This is a genomic window from Zoogloea ramigera, from assembly GCF_006539865.1.
In the GTDB taxonomy this organism is placed as follows: Bacteria; Pseudomonadota; Gammaproteobacteria; order Burkholderiales; family Rhodocyclaceae; genus Zoogloea; species Zoogloea ramigera.
The window spans coordinates 47,206-68,825 of sequence record NZ_BJNV01000019.1 but is presented as its reverse complement, the minus strand read 5'-3'; the positions used below and the strand labels follow the sequence as shown (position 1 = coordinate 68,825).

The following is a 21,620-nucleotide window of genomic DNA, read 5'->3' as shown; positions in this document are numbered from 1 at the left end:
GGCCCCTGATCCTGGGTGGCGCCACTCGAAGGTCGGGCGGCTCCCACCCCGACCAATCCGTCATGCCTCTCGATTACCGCATTACGTCTCGCTGCCACTGCGCAACGTTTAATAGTCACGGCGTGATGTCTCGCGACAGCTGTGGCTTATCACTCCACCACGGAGGGATGTCTTTTTGGCACGGAGTGGCAGCATTCCGTCACTGCGTCACGCCACTCGATGATTACGCCAGGTAATCCGGCCATGATGTGGTATGGAAAAAGACTCCTACCCGGCGGGCGGCGAGTCACCGAGCACGTGGCGCAACTTGCCCAGCTGCGAGCGCACCTCGGCCAGCAGGTCGCTGATCGTTTCAGGGCTCAGCCCGGGCTTCTCACGCAAGCTTTCGTCCACGGCCCTCGCCGCCTCGGCCAGGGCGTTGGCGCCCAGGGTCGCCGCCACCCCGGTCAGGGTGTGGGCGATGCGCCGGGCCTCCGCATGCTCACCCTCCCGCAGCCGGGCCTCCAGCAGCTCCATGTCATCCCGGTGCGAGTTTGCCATCGAGCGCAGCAGGGAGATCAGCTTGTCGTGCTTGCCTCTCAACGCAATCAAGCCACGCCGGACGTCCATGCCCGGATCGTCGGCCAGCCGGGCGAGGATTTGCGTCGGGCTGCGCTGCGCCGGAAGGGCTGAGGGCGCCTCCGCCTCGCGACTGCCAGCCGTTTCGGCATGGCCTGCCCGCTCGACCTTGGACAGCCATCGGCCCAGGGTGGCGTAGAGGACCGGCGGGTCGACCGGCTTCGAGATGAAGTCGTTCATGCCCGCCGCGATGCAGGCCTGGCGGTCGTCGTCGAAGGCGTTGGCGGTCATGGCGAGGATGGGCAGCTCGCGCCCCTGCGGCAGCCCACGGATCGCGCGCGTCGCGTCGAGGCCGTCCATCTCCGGCATCAGCATGTCCATCAAGATCAGGTCGTAGGGCCCGGCATGCATCATGTCGACCGCCGCCCGGCCGTTTTCGGCCGTGTCCACGGACAGCCCGGCATCCCGCAGCAGCTCCATCGCCACTTCGCGGTTGATCGCGTTGTCCTCGGCCAGCAGCACGCGGGCGCCGGCATGCCGGCGGCGCACCTCGGCCGCGCTGCCGGTTGCGGCGCTCTCGGCAGCTTGCACCGGGGCGCCGTACTCCAGCCAGGCGGTCAGCCAGAACCGGCTGCCAGCCCCCGGGACGCTCTCCACCCCCGCATCCCCATCCATCATCCGGGCCAGCCGGCGCGTGATGGCGAGCCCGAGGCCGGTGCCGCCGAACTTGCGGGTGGTCGACGCGTCGGCCTGCTGGAATGCCTGGAAGAGCTGCGGCAGGACATCGGGTGCGATGCCGATGCCGGTATCCTCGACCTCGAAGCGGATCAGGCAGCGGGTATCGCCCGCCTCGAGCTGGCGGGCACGCAGGGTCACGCAACCTTTCGCGGTGAACTTCACCGCGTTGCCGGCAAAGTTGAGCAAGCCCTGGCGCAGCCGGGTCAGGTCGCCACGCAGCCAGCGCGGCATCGGGCCGATGTCGACGCGCACCGCCAGGCCCTTGGCGGTCGCGCTGTCGTCGATCAGCGTCGCCACGTGGTCGAGCACGGCCTGGGGCGCAAAGTCGTGCGATTCAAGCTCGATCTTGCCGGCCTCGATCTTGGAGAGATCGAGAATGTTGTTGATGACCGACAGCAGGTGCCTGGCCGCCGCGTCGATCTTGTCGAGCCGGTCGATGTCGAGGGACGAGGTCGCGTCACGCCGCAGCAGGTGGGTGAAGCCGAGGATCGCGTTCATCGGCGTGCGGATCTCGTGGCTCATGTTGGCCAGAAACACCGACTTCGCTTCGTTAGCCGACTCGGCCTGCTCCCGCGATTTCTCCAGCGCCTCGGTCCGGTCTGCCACCAGCTCCTCGAGATGCTCGCGATAGCGGTCCAGCTCGGCCCCCATGCGCTTCTTGTCGGTGATGTCTTCCTGCACCGCAACGTAGTGGGTGATGCGACCATCGGGCGCCCGCAAGGGGGTGACGATGGCGAAATCGATGTACTCGGTGCCGTCCTTGCGGCGGTTGCGGAACTCGCCCTTCCAGCTGTCGCCCGCCTCCAGGGCCGTCCACAGCGCCGCGTAGTCTTCCGCCGAGGTGCTCGCCGAGTGGAGCGTCCGGTGGGTCTGGCCGAGCATCTCCTCGCGGCTGTAGCCGGTATTCCGGATGAAGGCCGCATTGACGTATTCGATCCTGCCGTCCAGGTCGGAGATGATGATGCTCTCGGGGCTCTGCTCCACCGCCATCGACAGCTTGGAAAGCTCCTTCAGCGCCACCTCGGTCGCCTGCTGGGCGGCACGGGCGTCCTCCATCAGGTTGAGCGCCGCCAGGCGCCCTGCGCGGTGCCCCTCGAGCATCGCCTCCAGCGCCTGCTCGGCATCCTTCTGCCTGGTCACGTCGAAGAAGGTGGCGAGCATGCCGTCGCCCAGCACGATGCCCGCCACCTGCATGTCGCGCACGCGGCCATCCTTGCAGGTGATCCGGTAAACATCGGGCTCGATGTCGTCGCCAGACAATGTGGCGCGGGCGACGGCGGCCTCCCAGCCAGCCCTTGCCCGCGCCCGATAGGCCTCGTCCGGATGGGCCAGGCGCCACCAATCCTCGATGTCGCGGAGGTCCGCCCTGGTGTAGCCGAAAATCTTCTCGAAACGCTGGTTGAGGGCGAGGATACGACCGTCCGGCGCCACATAGCCCAGCGGCAGGGGCGCGAGCTCGAAGAGCTGCCGAAAACGGGCCTCGCTCGTCTCGCGGGCCATCTGCGCCTCGGCCATCTGGCGGTGCGCCGCATTGAACTCGGCGATCTCGGTGGGGTTCGGGTCCGTCGCCAGCGGCCGCGCCAGCGCCTCGACCTGCCGCCCGATGCGGCGGCCCGCCCAGCTCCCCCCGGCGATGCCCAGCAACGCGGCGATGCCGATGGCCACACCGAGCACCAAGGCAGCCCGGGGAAGCCCGGCCCACTGGCTGCTGCGCGGCATTTCGAGCACCACGGACCAGGGAGACTGCTCCAGACGCGCGACGATCTGATGGCGCCTGTTCATTTCCGGCGAGCGCTCGAAGCCGGGTGGCCAGCGCCGCGCGATGTCGACACCGGCGCCGTCCCGCAGGGTGATGGCCCAGCCGGCGGGCAAGGCCAGCCGGTCCATGCGCTCCTGAAACCGGGTCGGCTCGAGGAGACCGAGCATGAACCGTACCGGCTTGCCCGTGCGCAATACCGGCATCACCAGGGTAACCCGCGGCCGCCCGGTGAGCGGGCCGATGGCGATATCGCCGACCCGGGGCTTGTCCAGGTCGCGCACGAGCGGCGCGGCGCTCCGCCATTTGGCGTCAGACAGCGGCGGCAGCGCGGTGCCATAGGGCTTGCGCGTGTTGAACAGCATCTGCCTGTCCTGATCGGCAAAGGCAACGTGGGCGCCGAAGCTTTCCCTGAACCCCTGCGCCTCGGCGTAGAGATCCGGCCAGCGCCGCGGGTCGTCGACCAGAGGCGAGACGGCGAGCACATTGAGCGCGTTGAGGCGTGACTCCAGATAGCTGTCGATGGAGACCGCAAAGTTGCGTGCGAGGTTGGCCGCCTCGCGCTGATGCCTGGCTTCGATCTCCTTCAGGTGGGTCCACGCCAGCCAGCCGGACAGCAGCAGCAGCGGCGCCATGCACAGCCAGATCAAGCGCTTCAGGAAGGCGGAGAGGGGGCGGGTCATTGCACCCTCCTCGGTGACAGCTCGGTGAAGGCGAGATCGTAGGGCGGCGGCTGCCCGCGCACCTGCGTCAGCGCGTTGACCTGCCGCTTGAGCTCGATCATCCGCAGCTCACGACCGATCGCGGCGAGGTTGAAGCGCTCAAGCTCCTCGTTGCGCTGCTTGAGCTCGTGCTCGGCCAGCTTGCGCTTGGAGATGTCCTCGCTGAACAGGACGATCCCGCCCACCGTGCCGTCGGCCTCCCGCCAGGGCCGCAGCTCCCAGCGCAGCCATTGCACGGAGCCATCGAGCCGCTCGAAGGCGTCTTCGTCCGCCGACAGGGTTTCTCCGGCCAGGCCCCGTCGATGCATCTCCCTCCAGTACGCCGGGATCTCGGGGAAGACGTCATAGTGGCTGCGGCCGATGACGTCCTGGTCGCCCAGGAAGTAATCGTCTCGCCAGCGGCGGCTGACCTCCAGATAACGCATCTCGCGATCGAACATGGCGAGGGCGGCCGGGGCGTGGTCGACCAGCAGGCGCAGGCGTTCGCGGTTATCGTGCAGCGCCACTTCGGCAGCCTTGCGCTCGGTGATGTCGCGGGAGATGCCGAAGGTACCGAAGACCTTGCCCTGGGCATCCTGCAGCGGCCCCTTGGTGGCGAGGAAGACCCTTGGGCCTTCGAGGGTAAGCAACGTCTCCTCGTTGGTTTCGGGCTGCCGGGTTTCGCGCACCCGCTGATCGAAGGCCATGATCAGGGCCGCCTGCTCGGGCGGGAAGATCGTCCGGTCGTCGTGCCCCAGCACGTCCTCAGGCGGCTTGCCGATGAAGCGGGACGCCGCCGTGTTGATCAGCAGGTAACGCCCCTCCTCGTCCTTGGCAAAGATCGCATCGGTGGAGCTGTTGGCGATGGCCACCAGCATGGGGGGCGGCTGCTTGCGCTCGCGCTGGAGTTCGAGCTGGTGCAGGTGCGCCGCCGTCAATTGGTCGACGAGCCGCCGGACCAGAAAGTAGAGCAGCACGGAGGTCATCGCGACAAAGAACCAGCCCTTCGCCATGCTCACCCAGACGAGCATCTCCGCGTCGCCGACCATCACCGCCATCGCCCGGTCGGACAGCAGAATCCAGACACTGGCCAGGAAGGCGTAAGTCAACACCACAGCAAAAACGCTCGTCGAGAGGCCAAGCTTACCTTCACGTACATCCATCGACAGATTCCTTGCTTCGGTTTGAACCACTGCGACCACGGCACCTGGCGGCATCACACTCTCAAGGCCGGGTGTCCGGGGGATTGCACGTCTCACGCAATAATAGCAAGGTGTTTCATTTGTCAAATTAGGCAAACCCCCACCAAAGCGCCAGTCATGCTTACGAGCGCGGCCTGCTCTGCGTTCGTTCGCGGACGCGCTCCGTGTGGCAGGTCACTGCCGTCAGGCCGCGCTGGGCAAGGCGTCTGCGCCGCTGCCCCGGCCCCGTCCGTCGAAGACTAGCCAGCGGCGGCGCGGTTTGACCCTGCGCCGACTGTTCGTGGAGAATCCCGACAGCCGGGGCACGCGGGCGCAATCCGGGCCGCCGCCCGGGCAAACGGGTCAGCGGGCGACAGGCTCACCGCCCCCGGCGGCTGGATCAGGCTAATTCCACAGGGAGAACGAGATGGGTTTTGCGTACGTGATCGGGCAGGTCAGCGTCAAGGACGCCGAGAAATGGGCGGAGTATCAGCAGCGGGTTCCGGAGACCTTCGGCCCCTGGGGCTGCGAGCTGGTGCTGCGGGGCAAGCAGTTTCAAGCCCTCGCCGGGAACTGCCCTCACCCGGCGGTGGTTGTGTTGCGTTTTCCGAGCCCCGAGGCGGTCAAGAGCTGGTTCGACTCGCCTGCCTACCAGGCGCTGATCCCGCTGCGGGACGCCGCCGCAGACGTGGTGCTGACGGCCTACGAAGGCTGACCGCCCTGCAGGCCGCCCGCCACGCGGCGGGTCGCCTGCAGGCTCCGACGACAAACGCCCGCCGCGCTGGCCGGGCGCGGCGCGCACCTTGTCTTCGGCTGCATCCCACCACCCGATACACCCGCCTCTCAACGGGCTGCCAGGGCCGGTGCCCTGCGGCGCGGTATCGGCTGGCTGACGAGGCGCAGGCCAGCGTGGAGCACTTGCGGGCCGCCGCGCAAGCCTCGCGACGCGTGGCGCCGCCATTCATTCGCGGGACGCCGCCCCCGAGGGGCATGCCCCTGATCCTGGGTGAAGCCCCTCGAAGACCGGGCGGTGTCACCCGATCAATCCCTCATGCCTCTCGATGACCGCATCACGTCTCGCTGCCACTGCGCGACATCCAGTCAACACAGCGTGATGTCTCGCGGCCGTTGCGGCTTGTCACTCCGCCACGGAGGGATGACCCTTTGACACGGAGAGACATCTTTCCGTCACTGAGTGACGACTTTCCGTCACAGCGCCACAAATCTCGATCGCTGCGCCACACCTCTCGGCCATCGCGTGAAGCCTCCAAGATTTTTCTACACATCTCGCAGAGCCTGCGTCACGCCCCTCGATGATTGCGCCACATCACCCGGCCATTATGTGGAGCGGAAAAAGATCCGCTAATCTTGACGCAAGGATCGCGCGGAGCCCCTCGGCCATTGGGCCACGCATCGAAAAAATCGCAACCCGCAGCTCAATGACTGCGCGGGCTGCGTCACAGCAGCCCCCTCCGCTCATCCGCTAACCAAGCCCTCCCCCGCCGCCTACTTGTAAGCCAGATAGCTGATCGGGCAGCGGCGGACCAGCAGGAGGCGGGTGCCGTGGGTGGGGGACGGGGCGCTGATCGTGTCGGGCGCGGCGGCCTGCCACGCGAGGCTGTTGCTGAGGTCGAGGATCTCCCACCCCACCCAGTGGCCGACGCCCACGCAGTCGTTCTTGTTGCCGGCCGCCAGGCCCCTGCCCACGCACAGCATGGCGTGCACGATCTGGGCGCCCTCGAAGAAGTCGATCACGTTGCCGGGCTCGAGCCGGTACATGGCGTTCGGCCCCGCCACCGCAAAGTCGGTGAGGGCGACGAGGTCTTGGTCGCCGCGCAGGCGGTCAAATTTCTTCTGGTCGATGATGCCGGCCTTGAGCGCGCAATACATCACCGCGTCCCAGCACATCATGCCGCTGAGGTTGGCGTACTCGGACGACGTGACGCTGCTCATCTTGCGGGCAAAATTCGCCGCATGGCCATCTTCGGGATTCATGTTTACCCCTCGTTGCAGGAATCGGATGACGGCAGCGGCAAATACGACCCGGGCAAGCCCCGCCGCCTGGGGCGCATGGGAAAACTTCACCCCCTCTGCTTCAATCTAGTTCAATTTTCGAGGGAGAACCGGCTTCGATAGTGATCTCGTCTGCCACGCGGAGGGCTGTTTGAGGCGGGAATTCGAGGCGCGTGCCTGCTGGCCTTGAAGATGTGTACGGCTTCCGCCGCACCCGTCGGGCAAAACCGGGGTAGATCCGTGATCAGCCTCCGCGGGCGACTGAAGTCGCCCCAGAGGGTCGGCGGCGTGGCGCCGCTACCGCGCCCCCACCCGATACACCCGCGCCTCATAGGGCCGCAGCTGCAGGCTGTCCCGCGGGGCGTGGGGGGCCACCGGCAGGTTGGCGAGGAGCAGCCCTTCGTGGGCCAGCATCAGCCCGGCGTGGCAGTAGCGGGCGGGGCGTTTGCCGAGGTTGACGATCACCACCAGCCGCCCGGCCCCCTCGCCGCGGCAGTAGGCGTAGATCTGCCTGTGGCTGGCCATCAGCGGGTGGTAGGCGCCTTCGACAAGCACCCGCTCGGCCTTGCGAAGGCCGATCAGGCGGCGGTAGTAATTGAGCACCGAATCCGGGTCGGCCTCCTGGGCGGCCACGTTGATGCGGGCGTGGTTGGGGTTGGGTTTGAGCCACGGGGTGCCGGTGGTGAAGCCGGCGCCGGGGGCGGCGCTCCACTGCATCGGGGTGCGGGCGTTGTCGCGGGCGGTGATGGCGAGGTCGGCGAGGACGTCGGCGGGGCGCTCGCCGGCGGCGACGCGCTCCTGCCAGCGGTTACGGGCCAGCACGTCGTCGAAGTCGGCGATGCCGTCGAAGACGGTGTTGGTCATCCCGATCTCCTGCCCCTGGTAGATGAAGGGCGTGCCCTGCAGCAAAAAATACACCGTGGCCAGCGCGGTGGCGCTGTCGCGCCAGTGCTGCTCCACGTCGCCCCACAGCGACACCACCCGCGGGATGTCGTGGTTCTCGATGAACAGCGCGTTCCAGCCCTGCCCGCCAAGCGCCTTCTGCCAGGCCCCGAAGACCCGCTTGAGGCCCGCCACGTCGAGCCCGGCGCGGGGGTTGCGGGACCACAGGGCGAGGTGCTCGAACTGGAAGATCATGTCGAGCCGGCGGCGGCGCTCACCCACCCACTCGACGGCCTCGGCGGGGCCGACGCCGTTGGCCTCGCCCACCGTCATCACGTCGTAGTGGCGGAAGGTGTGCTCGCACAGCGCGTCCAGGTGATCGAGCACGCCGTCCACGTTCATGTGCAGCGGAAAGCACGGCACCTGGGCCCGGCCCTTGGGGTTGGGCATGTCGGGCAGGCCGGGGGCCTTGCGGATGTGGCTCACCGCGTCGAGGCGGAAGCCGTCGATGCCCTTGTCGAGCCACCAGCGCACCATGCCGTAGAGCGCCTCGCGCATCGGCGCGCATTCCCAGTTGAGGTCGGGCTGGCGGCGCGAAAAGAGGTGCAGAAAATACTGGCCGCTGGCCTCGTCCAGCTCCCAGGCCGGGCCGCCGAAGATGCTCTCCCAGTTGTTGGGCGGGCCGCCGGCCTTGCCATCGGTTTTGCCATCTCTCCAGATGTACCAGTCGCGCTTGGGGCTTTCGGGGCTCGTGCGGGACTCGACGAACCAGGCGTGCTCGTCGCTGGTGTGGTTGAGCACCAGGTCGAGGATCAGGCGCATGCCGCGGCGGTGCACCTCGGAGAGCAGGCGGTCGAAGTCGGCCATGGTGCCGAACTCGGCCATGATGGCCTGGTAGTCGCTCACGTCGTAGCCGTTGTCGTCGTTGGGCGAACGGTAGATCGGGCAGATCCAGATCACATCAACGCCCAGCCACTGCAGGTAATCCAGCCGCGCCAGGATGCCCGGCAGGTCGCCGATGCCGTCGCCGTTGGAATCCATGAAACTGCGCGGATAGATCTGGTAGGCCACGGCGTCCTTCCACCAGGCGTGGCGGAAGCGCTGGACAGAATCCGGTGAGGTGCTCATGATCACTGTTGTTCCCGTTGTCTTTTGACAACACCATACACCAAGCCACGCAGCGGGCCGACCGCAGGCATCACAGGCCGGCAGCACGTGGCGCCCGATCATGCAGAACGTCGCGTCTCAAAACTTCCCCCGCCTGGTGGGCGACATCGGCGGGACCAACATCCGCCTCGCGGTGATTACCGCAGCGGGTGAGGCGCCGGCGCAGATCCGCAGCTTCGCCTGTTCAAGCTTTCCCGGGCTCGACGCGGCCATCCTCCATTACCTCGCCACCGAGCACCTCGCGCTGCCGCCCGTGGCGGCCTTCGGCATCGCCACCCCGCTCGCGGGCGACGCCGTGCGCATGACCAACCACGCCTGGGCCTTCTCCATCGAGGCGCTGCGGCTGGCGCTGGGGTTCGAGCGGCTCGTCTTCATCAACGATTTCACCGCCCTGGCGCTGGCCCTGCCCCATCTGCAGCGCGCCGACATCCAGCAGATCGGCGGCGGCACGCCCCAGCCGAATGCGCCCCTGGCGCTGCTGGGGGCCGGCACCGGCCTCGGCGTATCGGGGCTGATCCCCTGCGGGGCTGGCTGGCAGCCGCTGGCCGGCGAGGGCGGGCACGTCAGCCTCGCCGCCGGCAACGCCCGCGAGGCGGCGATCATCGCGGTGCTGGCCGCCCGCTTTGGCCACGTGTCGGCCGAGCGTGCCCTGTCGGGCCCCGGCATCGCCGCCCTCCACGACGCCATCCGCCAGCTCGAAGGCGCGCCGCCCTGCCAGCTCGACAGCCGCGAGATCAGCGCCCGGGCGCTGGCCGGCAGCTGCCCTTATTGCAGCGAGGCGCTGGACGTGTTCTGCGCCCTGCTCGGCAGCGTCGCCGCCGACCTGGCCCTCACGCTGGGCGCCCGCGGCGGTGTGTATGTGGGCGGCGGCATCGTGCCGGCCCTGGGCGGCTTCTTCGAGCGCTCGGGCTTCCGGGCGCGCTTCGAGGCCAAGGGCCGTTTTTCGGCCTATCTCGCGGGCGTTCCCACTTATGTCATCCGGGCCCCCTATGCTGCGCTGTCCGGCGCTAGCGAGGCCCTTGATCGCGCCACCCCAGCACCACCCATGCCACCCGAGGCCACCAAGTGACCCACGCAAAGAAGCGCCGCAGCCCCCGCAACAAGACCAGCGCCCCGCAGGCCGCGGCAAGCCAGGTCGACACCGGCCGCATCTCGCCCGAAGAGCTCGCTGCGCTGATGCACGCCACCCACGGCAACCCCTTCGCGGTGCTCGGCCCCCACCCGGCCGGCGCACACACGGTGCTGCGGGCGCTGCTGCCCGGCGCGCTGGCGGTGAGCGTGGTGGACGCCGCCGGTCAGCCCATCGCCAAGCTCGCCCGCCAGGACGACAGCGCCTTGTTCACCGGCGCCCTGCCCGCCGGCTTCGGCCCCGAGGCCTACCGCCTCGTGGTCGATTGGGCCGGCGAAGACGGCGCCCCCACCCACCGCTCCGAGCTCATCGACCCCTACGCCTTCCCCCCGCTCATCCACGACCTCGACGTGTGGCTGCTGGCCGAGGGCCGCCATCACCGGCCCTACGAATGGCTGGGCGCCCACCCCATCGTCGTCGCCGGCGTCGCCGGCACGCGCTTTGCCGTGTGGGCCCCGGCGGCGCGGCGGGTGTCGGTGGTGGGCAGCTTCAACAACTGGGACGGGCGCCGCCACATGATGCGGCTGCGGGTGGAATGCGGCACCTGGGAGATCTTCATCCCCCACGTGGGCGAAGGCGACCTCTACAAGTTCGAGGTGCTCGGCGCCGACGGCCAGTTGCGCATCAAGGCCGACCCCTTCGCCTTCCGCGCCGAGATGCGCCCGCGCACCGCGTCGGTGGTGCAGCGCCTGCTGCCGGGCGTCGCCATCGACGACACCCGCCGCCGCGCCAACGCCCTCGACGCACCGATCAGCATCTATGAGGTGCACCTGGGCTCCTGGCAGCGCAACGCGCAGGGCGAGTGGCTCAGCTTTGCCGAGCTCGCCGGGCGGCTGATCCCCTATGTGGTCGACATGGGCTTCACCCACATCGAGCTGATGCCGGTGCACGAGCACCCCTTCGACGGCTCCTGGGGCTACCAGCCCACCGGCCTCTATGCGCCCACCTCGCGCTTCGGCCGCCCCGAGGATTTCCGCGCCTTCGTCGAGGCCGCCCGCGCCGCCGGCATCGGCGTGATCCTGGACTGGGTGCCGGCCCACTTCCCCACCGACGCCCACGGCCTCGCCGAGTTCGACGGCACCCACCTGTACGAGCACGCCGACCCCCGCGAGGGCTTTCACCAAGACTGGAACACCCTCATCTACAACTACGGCCGCAACGAGGTGCGCAGCTACCTGGCCAGCAACGCGCTGTACTGGATCGAGCGCTTCGCCATCGACGGGCTGCGGGTGGACGCCGTCGCCTCGATGCTCTACCGCGACTACAGCCGCAAGGCGGGCGAGTGGGTGCCCAACCGCCACGGCGGCCGCGAGAACCTCGAGGCCATCGAGTTCCTGCGCCGCACCAACCACCTGGTCGGCACCCAGCGCCCCGAGGCGGTGATGCTGGCCGAGGAATCCACCGCCTTCCCCGCCGTCACTCGCCCGCCCAGCGACGACCTGCAGGGCGGCGGCCTGGGCTTCCACTACAAGTGGAACATGGGCTGGATGAACGACGTGCTGGCCTACATGGCCCGCGACCCGATCCACCGCCAGCACCACCACGACCAGATCCGTTTCTCGCTGATGTACGCCTTCAGCGAAAACTTCGTGCTGCCCTTCTCCCACGACGAGGTGGTGCACGGCAAGGGCTCGCTGCTCGGCAAGATGCCCGGCGACGACTGGCAGAAGTTCGCCAACCTGCGCCTGATGTACGGCTTCATGTGGGGCCACCCGGGCAAGAAGCTGCTGTTCATGGGCTGCGAGTTCGCGCCGTGGGAAGAATGGAACGCCGACCGCGCCCTGCCCTGGCAGCTCCTCGAGCACGCCCCCCACGCGGGCGTGCAGCGCCTGGTGCGTGACCTCAACCGGGTGCTCCAGGCCTGCCCGGCCCTCCACGAGCTCGACGCCTCGCCGGACGGCTTCGGCTGGATCGACCACGCCGACGCGGCCCATTCGATCCTCGTCTTCGAGCGCCGCGCCCGCAGCGGCGAGCGGGTGCTGGTGCTGTGCAACTTCACCCCGGTGGTGCGCCACGGCTGGCGCATCGGCGTGCCCCAGGCCGGCACCTGGGCCGAGCTCATCAACACCGACGCCGACGTGTATGGCGGCTCCAACGTCGTCAACGGCCCGCTGGCCAGCGAGCCCGTGCCCTGGCAGGGCCAGGCCCAGTCGGTGCAGCTCACCCTGCCGCCCCTCGCCACCCTGATGCTGGTGCGCCGTGGCTGACCTCATCCACCTCTCGCTCCAATCCGGCCGGCCCTGGCCCCTGGGCGCGAGCTGCACCGGCACGGGCGTCAACTTTGCCGTGTGGGCGCCCGACGCCACCGCAGTCGAGCTGTGCCTGTTCAACGACAGCGGCAGCCTCGAAGAAGCGCGCCTGCCGCTCCCCGCCTGCAGCGAGGGCGTCTGGCACGGCTTTCTGCCCGGCGGCCGGCCCGGCATCGTGTATGGCCTGCGTGCCCACGGCCCGTGGGCGCCCCAGCAGGGCCACCGCTTCAACCCCGCCAAGCTGCTGCTGGACCCGTGGGCCCACGAGGTGGTGGGCCGCTACGGCCGCCAGGCTCCCGGCCCGGTCGACGACCCGCAGCAAGCCGCCCAACTCGCAGCAGAGCTCGCACTGCACGTCGGCAGCAGCCCCGACGACCCCAACCGGCCCGACCCCCGCGACAACGCCGCCACCGCCCTCAAGGCCCGCGTGCCGGCCCCCGAGCACCGCCGCCCACGCCCGCGCCGGCCGCGGGTACCGCCGGAGCTCACGGTGCTCTACGAAGCCCACGTGCGCGGCCTCACGATGGCCCACCCGGATGTCCCGCCCGAGCTGCGCGGCAGCTACGCCGCCCTGGCCCACCCGGCGATGATCGCCCACTACAAGGCGCTGGGCGTCACCACCCTGTCGCTGCTGCCGCTGCATTTCCGGGCCGACGAGGCTGCCCTGCAGCAGCGCGGTCTCGCCAACCACTGGGGCTACTCGCCCATCGCCTGGCTCGCCCCCGAGCCCCGCTACGCCAGCGGCCGGCCCGGCACCACGCCGGGCGACGAGCTGATGGACGCCATCGACGCCCTCCACGCGGAGGGCCTCGAGGTCATCATCGACGTGGTCTTCAACCACAGCGCCGAGGTGGACCGGCTGGGCCCGACGCTGTCCCTGCGCGGCCTCGCCAACGCGCACTACTACCACCTGGGCCCCCACGGCGCCTATCTCAACTGGACCGGCTGCGGCAACGCAGTCAAGCTGGCCGAGCCACGGGTCGTCGAGCTGGTGCTGGGCGCCCTGCGCCACTGGGCCGGGCGCTACCGGGTGGATGGTTTTCGCTTCGACCTCGCCACCACCCTGGCCCGCGACCGCCACGGCCACTTCGACCCCAACGCCGGGCTGTTCGCCGCGCTGCAGGCCGACCCGCTGCTGTCGCGCCTCAAGTGGATCGCCGAGCCCTGGGACATCGGCGCCGGCGGCTACCAGCTGGGCGCCTTCCCGCCCGGCTGGCGCGAATGGAACGACCAATACCGCGACACCCTGCGCAGCTGGTGGCTGCAGCGGCAAGGCGACGGGGGCAGCTTCGCCCACCGCTTTGCGGCGTCGAGCGGGCAGTTTCACCACCACGGGCGGGCGCCCACCGCCAGCGTCAACTTCATCTGCGCCCACGACGGCTTCACGCTGCGCGACCTGGTGAGCTTCGAGCACAAGCACAACCTCGCCAACGGCGAACACAACCGCGACGGCCACCACCACAACGCCTCAATCAACTGCGGCGTCGAGGGGGACACCACCGACCCGGCCGTGCTCGCCCTGCGCCACCGCCTGCAGCGCGCCCTGCTCGCCACCCTGCTGCTGTCCCAGGGCACGCCGATGCTGCTGGCCGGCGACGAGATCGGCCACAGCCAGCAGGGCAACAACAACGCCTACTGCCAGGACAACGCCACCACCCGCCTCGCCTGGCCCGCCGCCGATGCCGCGCTTCTGGCCTGCACCCGGCGCCTGCTGGCCCTGCGCCGGCGGCACCCGGCGCTGCGCCAGGCCTGCTGGCTGAGCGGCCCGTCCGACACCGGCGCGGCAGCCACCGTGCGCTGGCTGGAACCCGACGGCAGCCCGCTGTGCGGCGAAGCCTGGCAGGCCGACCACGGCGCCCTGGCGATCTGGCTCCACGCCGCGCCCCACGACCCGGCCTGCGCCGCCCCAGGGGCGGCCCTCACGCCGGTGCTCATCCTCATCAACCGCGACCCGGCCCCCTGCCACTTCACGCTGCCCGCCGGCGCCTGGCACCTGCAGTTCGACAGCGACCAGCCCGACGGCCACCCCGCCAGCACCGACACCCTGGCGCCAGCGCACGTCGACTGCCCGGGGCGAACGTTGCGCGTGCTGGTGGATGACCCCACTTGCGGCGGGGTTTCGTGAGGCACATTACGGGCATGGACGCGCAAACTGCGGAAAATCACATCCACATGATCCGGCGCTCCGCCCCGCAACCGGCACGCTGCCCCCGGGCCCGCGAGCGGACAGCATAGAGTTCAAATCAAGCAAGCAGAAAAGAGCACATCATGGATACCGGCAAGACGATAGACCGACGCGATGCCCGCCGAACCCTGGCGCTGGTGCTGGCAGGTGGCAGGGGCTCGCGGCTGCGCGACCTGACCAACGTGCGCGCCAAGCCCGCGGTGCACTTTGGCGGCAAGTTCCGCATCATCGATTTTGCGCTGTCGAACTGCATCAACTCGGGCATGCGCAGCATCGGGGTGATCACCCAGTACAAGTCCCACTCGCTGCTGCGCCACCTGCAGCGGGGCTGGAGCTTCCTGCGCAAGGAACTCAACGAGTTCGTCGAGCTGCTGCCCGCCCAGCAGCGCGTCGACGAAGAGCACTGGTACCAGGGCACCGCCGACGCCGTGTACCAGAACCTCGACATCATCCGCGACGAATCCCGCCCGCCCGACTACATCCTGATCCTGGCCGGCGACCATGTGTACAAGATGGACTACTGGGTGATGCTGCGCGACCACGTGCAGAGCGGCCGCAAGGTCACCGTGGGCTGCATCGAGGTGCCCCGCCGCGACGCCCACGCCTTTGGCGTGATGGCCATCGACGACGCCCGCCACATCACCCAGTTCGTCGAGAAACCCGCCGACCCGCCCGCCATGCCCGGCAACCCCGAGATGTCGCTGGCGAGCATGGGCATCTACATCTTCAACGCGCCCTACCTTTACCAGCTGCTCGAGGAGGACGCCCGCAACGCTGATTCCAGCCACGACTTCGGCAAGGACCTGATCCCCCGCGCGGTGGCCGAAGGCCAGGCCCAGGCCCACCCCTTCAGCCTGTCGGCGATCACCACGCCGCCCTTCTCGGGCCCCTACTGGCGCGACGTGGGCACCATCGACGCCTACTGGGCCGCCAACCTCGACCTGGCCTCCACCACCCCGGCCCTCAACATGTACGACAAGGACTGGCCGATCTGGACCTACCAGGAACAGCTGGCCCCCGCCAAGTTCGTGCATGACGAGGAGGGCCGCCGCGGCATGGCGGTGGATTCGCTGGTGTCGGGCGGCTGCATCGTGTCGGGCTCCGTGATCCGCAACTCGGTGCTCTTCTCGAGCATCCTGGTACGCTCCTACTGCGAGATCAGCGAAGCGGTGGTGCTGCCCGACGTGCAGATCAACCGCCACTGCCGGCTGCGCAAGGTGGTCATCGACCGGGGCTGCAAGCTGCCCGAAGGCCTGGTGATCGGCGAAGACCCCGAGCTCGACGCGCGCCGCTTCCACCGCACCGAAGGCGGCGTGGTGCTGGTCACCCAGCAGATGCTCGACGCCCTCCAAGGATGACCGCCATGCACGTACTCCAGGTTTGTGCCGAGATCTTCCCGCTCCTCAAGACCGGCGGCCTCGCCGACGTGGCCGGCGCGCTGCCGGCGGCCCTCGCCGCCGAGGGCGCCCAAGTGCGCGTGCTGCTGCCGGGCTTCCCGGCGATCCTCGCTGGCCTCGAGGGCGGCGTCGAAATCAGCCACCTGGCGCCGCCCGGGGCGATGGCCGCCGCCGATGCCCGTCTGTTTTTCGGCCGGCTGCCCGCCTGCGGCGTCGACGCCTACGTGATCAACGCCCCGGCCTTCTATACCCGCAACGGCGGCCCCTACGCCGACGCCCACCAGCAGCCCTACGCCGACAACCACCTGCGCTTCGCGCTGCTCGGCTGGACCGCCGCCCAGCTGGCCGGCGGGCTCGACGCCAGCTGGGTGCCCGACGTGGTGCATGGCCACGACTGGCACGCCGGGCTAGCCCCCGCCTACCTGCGCGCCGAGGCCGAGCGGCGCGGGCAGGCCCTCGCGCCCAGCCTGTTCACCGTGCATAACCTGGCCTACCAGGGCATCTTCGATGCTGCCCACTTTGCCGAGCTGAGCCTGCCGGCCCATTACTTCGCGATGCACGGCGTCGAGTTCCACGGCCGCCTCAACTTCATGAAGGCCGGGCTGTACTACGCCGACCGGATCAGCACCGTGAGCCCCAGCTACGCCCGCGAGATCCAGCACCACGACCAGGGCTGCGGCCTCGACGGCCTGCTGCGCAGCCGGGCCCATGAACTCGAGGGCATCCTCAACGGTGTCGACGCCGCTGTCTGGAACCCGGCCGTCGACCCGCTGCTGCCGGCCCCGTTCAGCGCCGACGACCCGGCCGGAAAGGCCAGCTGCAAATCGGCGCTGCAGCGGGAACTCGGCCTCAAGCGCGCGGCCAGCGCGCCGCTGTTCTGCGTGGTCAGCCGGCTCACCGAGCAGAAGGGCCTGCACCTGGTCCTCGAAGCCCTGCCCCGGCTCGTCGAGCAGGGCGCCCAGTTTGCGCTGCTGGGCAGCGGCGACGCGGCCCTGGAGGCCGCCTTCCGCGCCGCCGCCGAGGCCGACCCCGCGGCGGTGGCGGTGCGCATCGGCTACGACGAGCCCTTCGCCCACCGGCTCATCGCCGCCAGCGACGTGATAATGGTGCCGTCCCACTACGAACCCTGCGGGCTCACCCAGCTGTACGGCCTCGCCTACGGCGCGCTGCCGCTGGTGCGCCGGGTCGGCGGGCTGGCCGACACGGTGGCCGACGCACGGCTCGAAACCCTGGACAACGACGCCACCGGCTTCGTCTTCGAACCCTTCGCCGCCGAGGCCCTCGAGGCCACCATCCGCCGCGCCCTGGCCCTCTACCGCCGCCGCGCCGACTGGAAGCTGGTGCGCCAGCGCGGCATGCGCCAGCACTTCGGCTGGGACGCCGCCGCGTCGCGCTACATGGCGCTTTACGGCATACTCGCGCCCCACTCCGCCCCGTAAACCCACACCACCGCCGCGCCGGATTCGCCATGGACCTGAAGCAGTTCTCCCGCCAGTACGACCACCTGCTGCACGACGTTTCGGCGCTGAAGCGTGCCATCTGCAACAAGCTCGTTTACCAGATCGCCAAGAACCCCGAGTCGGCCCGCAGCGAAGACTGGCTCCACGCGGTGTCCTACGCGGTGCGCGACCACCTGGTCGGGCGCTGGATGGAGACCATCGGCAGCGACTACGAGCAGGACGTGAAGCGGGTGTTCTACCTGTCGATGGAGTTCCTCATCGGCCGCACCTTCAGCAACGCCATGCTGGCCCTCGACCTGATGCCCACGGTGCGCCAGGCCCTGCACGAACTCGACGTGGACCTCGACGAGCTGCTCAACCTCGAGCCCGACGCGGCCCTCGGCAACGGTGGCCTGGGCCGGCTGGCGGCGTGCTTTCTCGACTCGATGGCGACCCAGGGCGTCGCGGGCTTCGGCTATGGCATCCGCTACGACTACGGGATGTTTCGCCAGCGCATCGTCGACGGCCAGCAGGTCGAGGTGCCCGACTACTGGATGACCCACGGCAACCCCTGGGAATTCCAGCGCCCCGAGATCCGCGTGCTGGTGCGCTACGGAGGCCGCCTTGAAGAGGACGGCAAGACGGTGCGCTGGGTGGACACCGAAGACGTGCTGGCGATGGCCTACGACCAGATCATCCCCGGCTACGGCACCAAGGTCACCAACACCCTGCGCCTGTGGTCGGCCAAGGCCACCGAAGAGATCGACCTGTCGGCCTTCAACCGCGGCAACTACTTCGGCGCGGTGGAGACCAAGAACCACTCCGAGAACGTCTCGCGGGTGCTCTACCCCGACGACTCCACGCTGCTCGGCCGGGAGCTGCGGCTGCGCCAGGAATACTTCTTCGTGTCGGCCAGCCTGCAGGACATCGTGCGCCGCTACCAGGTGAACCACCAGGATTTCGACGCCCTGCCCGACAAGGTCAGCATCCACCTCAACGACACCCACCCGGTGCTGGCGATCCCCGAGCTCATGCGGCTGCTGGTGGATGAGCACAAGCTCGACTGGAAATACGCCTGGAGCCTGTGCCGCCGGGTGTTCTCGTACACCAACCACACGCTGATGCAGGAAGCCCTCGAGACCTGGCCGGTGTCGATGCTCGGCCGGGTGTTGCCGCGCCACCTGCGCATCATCTTCGACATCAACGCCGACTTCCTCGAGAGCATCGCCGCCAGGCACGGCCACGACACCGACCTGATGCGCCGGGTCTCGCTGGTGGACGAAGGCGGCGAGCGCTACGTGCGCATGGCCTATCTGGCCGTAGTGGCGTCGCATTCGGTCAATGGCGTGTCGGCGCTGCACTCGGAGCTGATGAAGACCTCCATCTTCCGCGACTTCGCCCGCCTGTGGCCCGAGCGCTTCAACAACAAGACCAACGGCGTCACCCCGCGCCGCTGGCTGGCCCAGGCCAACCCGGGCCTCGCCGCGCTGATCGACGAGCGCCTCGGCCCCGACTGGCGGCGCCAGCTCGAACTGCTGCACGGCCTGCGCGACTACGAGCACGACAGCTGCTTCATGGCCAGCTTCCGCGCCATCAAGCGCGCCAACAAGGAGCGCCTGGCGGCCTACGTGCAGAAGCAGCTGTGCATCACGCTCAACCCCGACGCCATGTTCGACGTGCACGTGAAGCGCATGCACGAATACAAGCGCCAGCTGCTCAATGTGCTGCACGTGGTCACCCGCTACCAAGCCATCCTGGCCAACCCGGGCGCCGACTGGGTGCCGCGGGTGGTGATTTTCGCCGGCAAGTCGGCCTCGGCCTACTACTTCGCCAAGCTGGTGATCCGCCTCATCAACGACGTGGCCGCCACGGTCAACAATGACCCGCGCATCGGCGACCGCCTGAAGGTGGTGTTCATCCCCAACTACCGGGTGAGCCTGGCCGAGCTGATCATCCCGGCGGCCGACCTCTCCGAGCAGATCTCCACCGCCGGCACCGAGGCCTCGGGCACCGGCAACATGAAGCTCGCCCTCAACGGGGCCCTCACCATCGGCACCCTCGACGGCGCCAACGTGGAGATCCGCGAACAGGTGGGCGCCGACAATATCTTCATTTTCGGCAACACCATCGAGCAGGTCGCCGCGATCCGCGCCGGCGCCTACCGCCCCCGCGAGATCTACGAAGCCGACCCCCGGCTCAAGAGCACCCTCGACGCCATCCGCGACGGCCTCTTCAGCCCCCAGCAACCCGACCGCTACCGCAACATCTACGACGCCCTGGTGAACCACGGCGACCACTACCTGCTACTGGCCGACTACGCCAGCTACGTGGCCACCCAGCACGAGGTCGACGCGGTCTTCCGCCAGCCCGACGAATGGAGCCGGCGTGCGCTGCTCAACGTGGCCGGCATGGGCGTGTTCTCGTCGGACCGCACGATCCTGGAGTACGCCCGCACGATCTGGAACACCCCGCCGGCCCAGCCGGCCTGAACGCCGCCGGGCCCCGGATGGCGCCGCGCCGCCCCTGTAGAATGCCGCACAAATTCGATGTCTGTTGGAAATGAAAGCGAACGTCATGCCGATCACCCACAGCGCCGCCTGGCAGGAACTCACCGCCCGGCGTGAGGAACTCTCCACCCGTCACCTGCGCGAGCTCTTCGCCGAAGACCCCGACCGCTTCGCCCGGCTGTCCCTGAGCGTCGACGGCCTGCTGGCCGACTTCTCCAAGCAGCGCATCGACGGCCGCACCCTAGAGCTGCTCATCGAGCTGGCCCGCTCGGCCGACATCGTGCGCTGGCGCGAGCGCATGTTCGCGGGCGAGCCGATCAACACCAGCGAGAACCGGGCCGTCATGCACCCGGCGCTGCGTCACCTCAAGCTCACCCCCTTCCCGACCGCCGACCACGACGTGATGCCCGAAGTCCGCGAGGTGCGGGCCCAGATGCGGGCCTTCTCCGAGCGGGTGCGCGGCGGGCTGTGGCGCGGCTTCTCGGGCGAGGCGATCCGCGACGTGGTGAACATCGGTATCGGCGGCTCGGATCTCGGCCCCAAGATGGTCGTCCGCGCCCTGTCCTCCTACCAGCGCGCAGGGCTGCGTATGCACTTCGTGTCCAACCTCGACAGCGCCCACCTGGCGCCGCTGCTCGACAGCCTCGACCCGCGCTCCACGCTGTTCATCGTCGCCAGCAAGACCTTCACCACCCAGGAGACCATGCTCAACGCCTTCACCGCGCGCCAGTGGCTGTGCGCGGCGGCCGGCGAGCAGGCGGCGCGGGCGCTGCCGCTGCACTTCGTGGCGGTGAGCTCGGCGGTCGACAAGGTGCGCGAGTTCGGCCTGCCGCCCGAGAACATCTTCCGCATGTGGGACTGGGTCGGCGGGCGTTACTCGCTGTGGTCGGCGGTCGGCCTGCCGATCGCCCTGGCCATCGGCATGACCGGCTTCGAGCGCCTGCTGGCCGGCGCCCAGGCCATGGACAACCACTTCTGCCACGCCCCCCTCGAGCGCAACCTGCCGGTGCTGATGGCCATGATAGGCATCTGGAACACCAACTTCCTGGGGGCCGAGACCTGCGCCGTGCTGCCCTACAACGAGGCACTGCGCTTTTTGCCGTCCTTCCTGCAGCAGCTCGAGATGGAGTCCAACGGCAAGACCGTCGGCCGCGACGGCCTGCCCCTCAGCTGCCACGCCAACCCCATCGTGTGGGGCGAGATCGGCTCCAACGGCCAGCACGCCTTCTTCCAGCTGCTCCACCAGGGCGGCTGGCTGGTGCCCAGCGACTTCATCGCCAGCGCCCACAGCGACTACCCGCTGCCCGGCCACCAGGCGCCGCTGATGGCCAACTTCCTGGCCCAGAGCGCCGCGCTGGCCTTCGGCAAGACCGAAGCCGAGGCCCGCAGCGAGCTGCAGGCCGCCGGCGTGCCCGCCGACAAGATCACCGAACTGCTGCCGAACAAGGTGTTCGCCGGCAACCAGCCATCCACCACCCTGCTGCTGCCTCGCCTCAGCCCCTACCACCTGGGGATGCTGCTGGCGCTCTACGAGCACAAGGTGTTCGTGCAGGGCGTGGTGTGGGGGATCAACTCCTTCGACCAGTGGGGCGTCGAGCTCGGCAAGCAGCTTGCCGGGCGGCTACTGCCGGCCCTGTGCGGTGAGGTCGGCACCGAGGGGCTGGACCCGTCCACCCGGGCCCTGATCGGCTGGTGCCGGGAGTACGGCAACTTTTGAG

General features: G+C 69.1%; 12 protein-coding genes. 8 read left to right on the top strand and 4 right to left on the bottom strand.

Translation table 11 applies throughout. The features are described from left to right. Positions 1 to 267 precede the first annotated feature (267 nt). Positions 268 to 3,735: a PAS domain S-box protein gene (locus tag ZRA01_RS07475; protein ID WP_141350852.1), complete on the bottom strand. Its 3,468-nt coding sequence runs from the start codon at positions 3,733 to 3,735 to the stop codon at positions 268 to 270. Further along, on the bottom strand, positions 3,732 to 4,916 hold the full coding sequence (locus ZRA01_RS20835; protein ID WP_218028678.1) for a PAS domain-containing protein: 1,185 nt from the start codon (positions 4,914 to 4,916) through the stop codon (positions 3,732 to 3,734). Before ZRA01_RS20835 ends, ZRA01_RS07475 begins: the two co-directional genes overlap by 4 nt. A 445-nt stretch (positions 4,917 to 5,361) precedes the next feature. Between ZRA01_RS20835 and ZRA01_RS07465 the strand changes: the two genes are divergently transcribed. After that, positions 5,362 to 5,649, top strand: coding sequence for a DUF1330 domain-containing protein (locus tag ZRA01_RS07465; protein WP_141350848.1), 288 nt, complete (start codon positions 5,362 to 5,364; stop codon positions 5,647 to 5,649). Between the two features lie 791 nt (positions 5,650 to 6,440). On the opposite strand, the gene ZRA01_RS07460 is transcribed toward ZRA01_RS07465, so the two are convergent. Both ZRA01_RS07460 and ZRA01_RS07455 read right to left on the bottom strand, forming a co-directional pair. After that, on the bottom strand, positions 6,441 to 6,929 hold the full coding sequence (locus ZRA01_RS07460) for a hypothetical protein (RefSeq protein ID WP_141350846.1): 489 nt from the start codon (positions 6,927 to 6,929) through the stop codon (positions 6,441 to 6,443). A gap of 315 nt (positions 6,930 to 7,244) precedes the next feature. Beyond that, complete coding sequence (locus ZRA01_RS07455) at positions 7,245 to 8,957, bottom strand: alpha-glucosidase (protein ID WP_443096949.1); 1,713 nt, start codon at positions 8,955 to 8,957, stop codon at positions 7,245 to 7,247. Positions 8,958 to 9,057: 100 nt separating this feature from the next. Between ZRA01_RS07455 and ZRA01_RS07450 the strand changes: the two genes are divergently transcribed. From ZRA01_RS07450 to pgi, 7 genes are all read left to right on the top strand, one after another. Further along, on the top strand, positions 9,058 to 10,065 hold the full coding sequence (locus tag ZRA01_RS07450) for a glucokinase (protein ID WP_141350844.1): 1,008 nt from the start codon (positions 9,058 to 9,060) through the stop codon (positions 10,063 to 10,065). Between the two features lie 107 nt (positions 10,066 to 10,172). Then, complete coding sequence (gene glgB / locus ZRA01_RS07445; RefSeq protein WP_141350862.1) at positions 10,173 to 12,332, top strand: 1,4-alpha-glucan branching protein GlgB; 2,160 nt, start codon at positions 10,173 to 10,175, stop codon at positions 12,330 to 12,332. Further along, positions 12,325 to 14,499: a glycogen debranching protein GlgX gene (gene glgX / locus ZRA01_RS07440; protein ID WP_218028677.1), complete on the top strand. Its 2,175-nt coding sequence runs from the start codon at positions 12,325 to 12,327 to the stop codon at positions 14,497 to 14,499. Before glgB ends, glgX begins: the two co-directional genes overlap by 8 nt. 143 nt (positions 14,500 to 14,642) lie before the next feature. Beyond that, on the top strand, positions 14,643 to 15,917 hold the full coding sequence (gene glgC, locus ZRA01_RS07435) for a glucose-1-phosphate adenylyltransferase (protein WP_141350842.1): 1,275 nt from the start codon (positions 14,643 to 14,645) through the stop codon (positions 15,915 to 15,917). 5 nt (positions 15,918 to 15,922) lie between these two features. After that, positions 15,923 to 17,395 carry a glycogen synthase GlgA gene (gene glgA, locus ZRA01_RS07430; protein ID WP_141350840.1) on the top strand — a complete coding sequence of 491 codons (1,473 nt, stop codon included), beginning with the start codon at positions 15,923 to 15,925 and terminating at the stop codon, positions 17,393 to 17,395. A 29-nt stretch (positions 17,396 to 17,424) separates the two neighbouring features. Beyond that, positions 17,425 to 19,884 carry a glycogen/starch/alpha-glucan phosphorylase gene (locus ZRA01_RS07425; RefSeq protein ID WP_141350838.1) on the top strand — a complete coding sequence of 820 codons (2,460 nt, stop codon included), beginning with the start codon at positions 17,425 to 17,427 and terminating at the stop codon, positions 19,882 to 19,884. Between the two features lie 85 nt (positions 19,885 to 19,969). Continuing rightward, positions 19,970 to 21,619 (top strand): glucose-6-phosphate isomerase, encoded by a 1,650-nt coding sequence (gene pgi / locus ZRA01_RS07420; protein WP_141350858.1) that lies wholly within the window; start codon positions 19,970 to 19,972, stop codon positions 21,617 to 21,619. Position 21,620: the final 1 nt, after the last annotated feature.

What these genes read in the sequence shown, in the direction of transcription:
- ZRA01_RS07475 (WP_141350852.1), bottom strand. Translation starts at nt 3,735, where the DNA reads ATGACCCGCCCCCTCTCCGCCTTCCTGAAGCGCTTGATCTGGCTGTGC.
- ZRA01_RS20835 (WP_218028678.1), bottom strand. Translation starts at nt 4,916, where the DNA reads ATGGATGTACGTGAAGGTAAGCTTGGCCTCTCGACGAGCGTTTTTGCT.
- ZRA01_RS07465 (WP_141350848.1), top strand. Translation starts at nt 5,362, where the DNA reads ATGGGTTTTGCGTACGTGATCGGGCAGGTCAGCGTCAAGGACGCCGAG.
- ZRA01_RS07460 (WP_141350846.1), bottom strand. Translation starts at nt 6,929, where the DNA reads ATGAATCCCGAAGATGGCCATGCGGCGAATTTTGCCCGCAAGATGAGC.
- ZRA01_RS07455 (WP_443096949.1), bottom strand. Translation starts at nt 8,957, where the DNA reads ATGAGCACCTCACCGGATTCTGTCCAGCGCTTCCGCCACGCCTGGTGG.
- ZRA01_RS07450 (WP_141350844.1), top strand. Translation starts at nt 9,058, where the DNA reads ATGCAGAACGTCGCGTCTCAAAACTTCCCCCGCCTGGTGGGCGACATC.
- glgB (WP_141350862.1), top strand. Translation starts at nt 10,173, where the DNA reads ATGCACGCCACCCACGGCAACCCCTTCGCGGTGCTCGGCCCCCACCCG.
- glgC (WP_141350842.1), top strand. Translation starts at nt 14,643, where the DNA reads ATGGATACCGGCAAGACGATAGACCGACGCGATGCCCGCCGAACCCTG.
- glgA (WP_141350840.1), top strand. Translation starts at nt 15,923, where the DNA reads ATGCACGTACTCCAGGTTTGTGCCGAGATCTTCCCGCTCCTCAAGACC.
- ZRA01_RS07425 (WP_141350838.1), top strand. Translation starts at nt 17,425, where the DNA reads ATGGACCTGAAGCAGTTCTCCCGCCAGTACGACCACCTGCTGCACGAC.
- pgi (WP_141350858.1), top strand. Translation starts at nt 19,970, where the DNA reads ATGCCGATCACCCACAGCGCCGCCTGGCAGGAACTCACCGCCCGGCGT.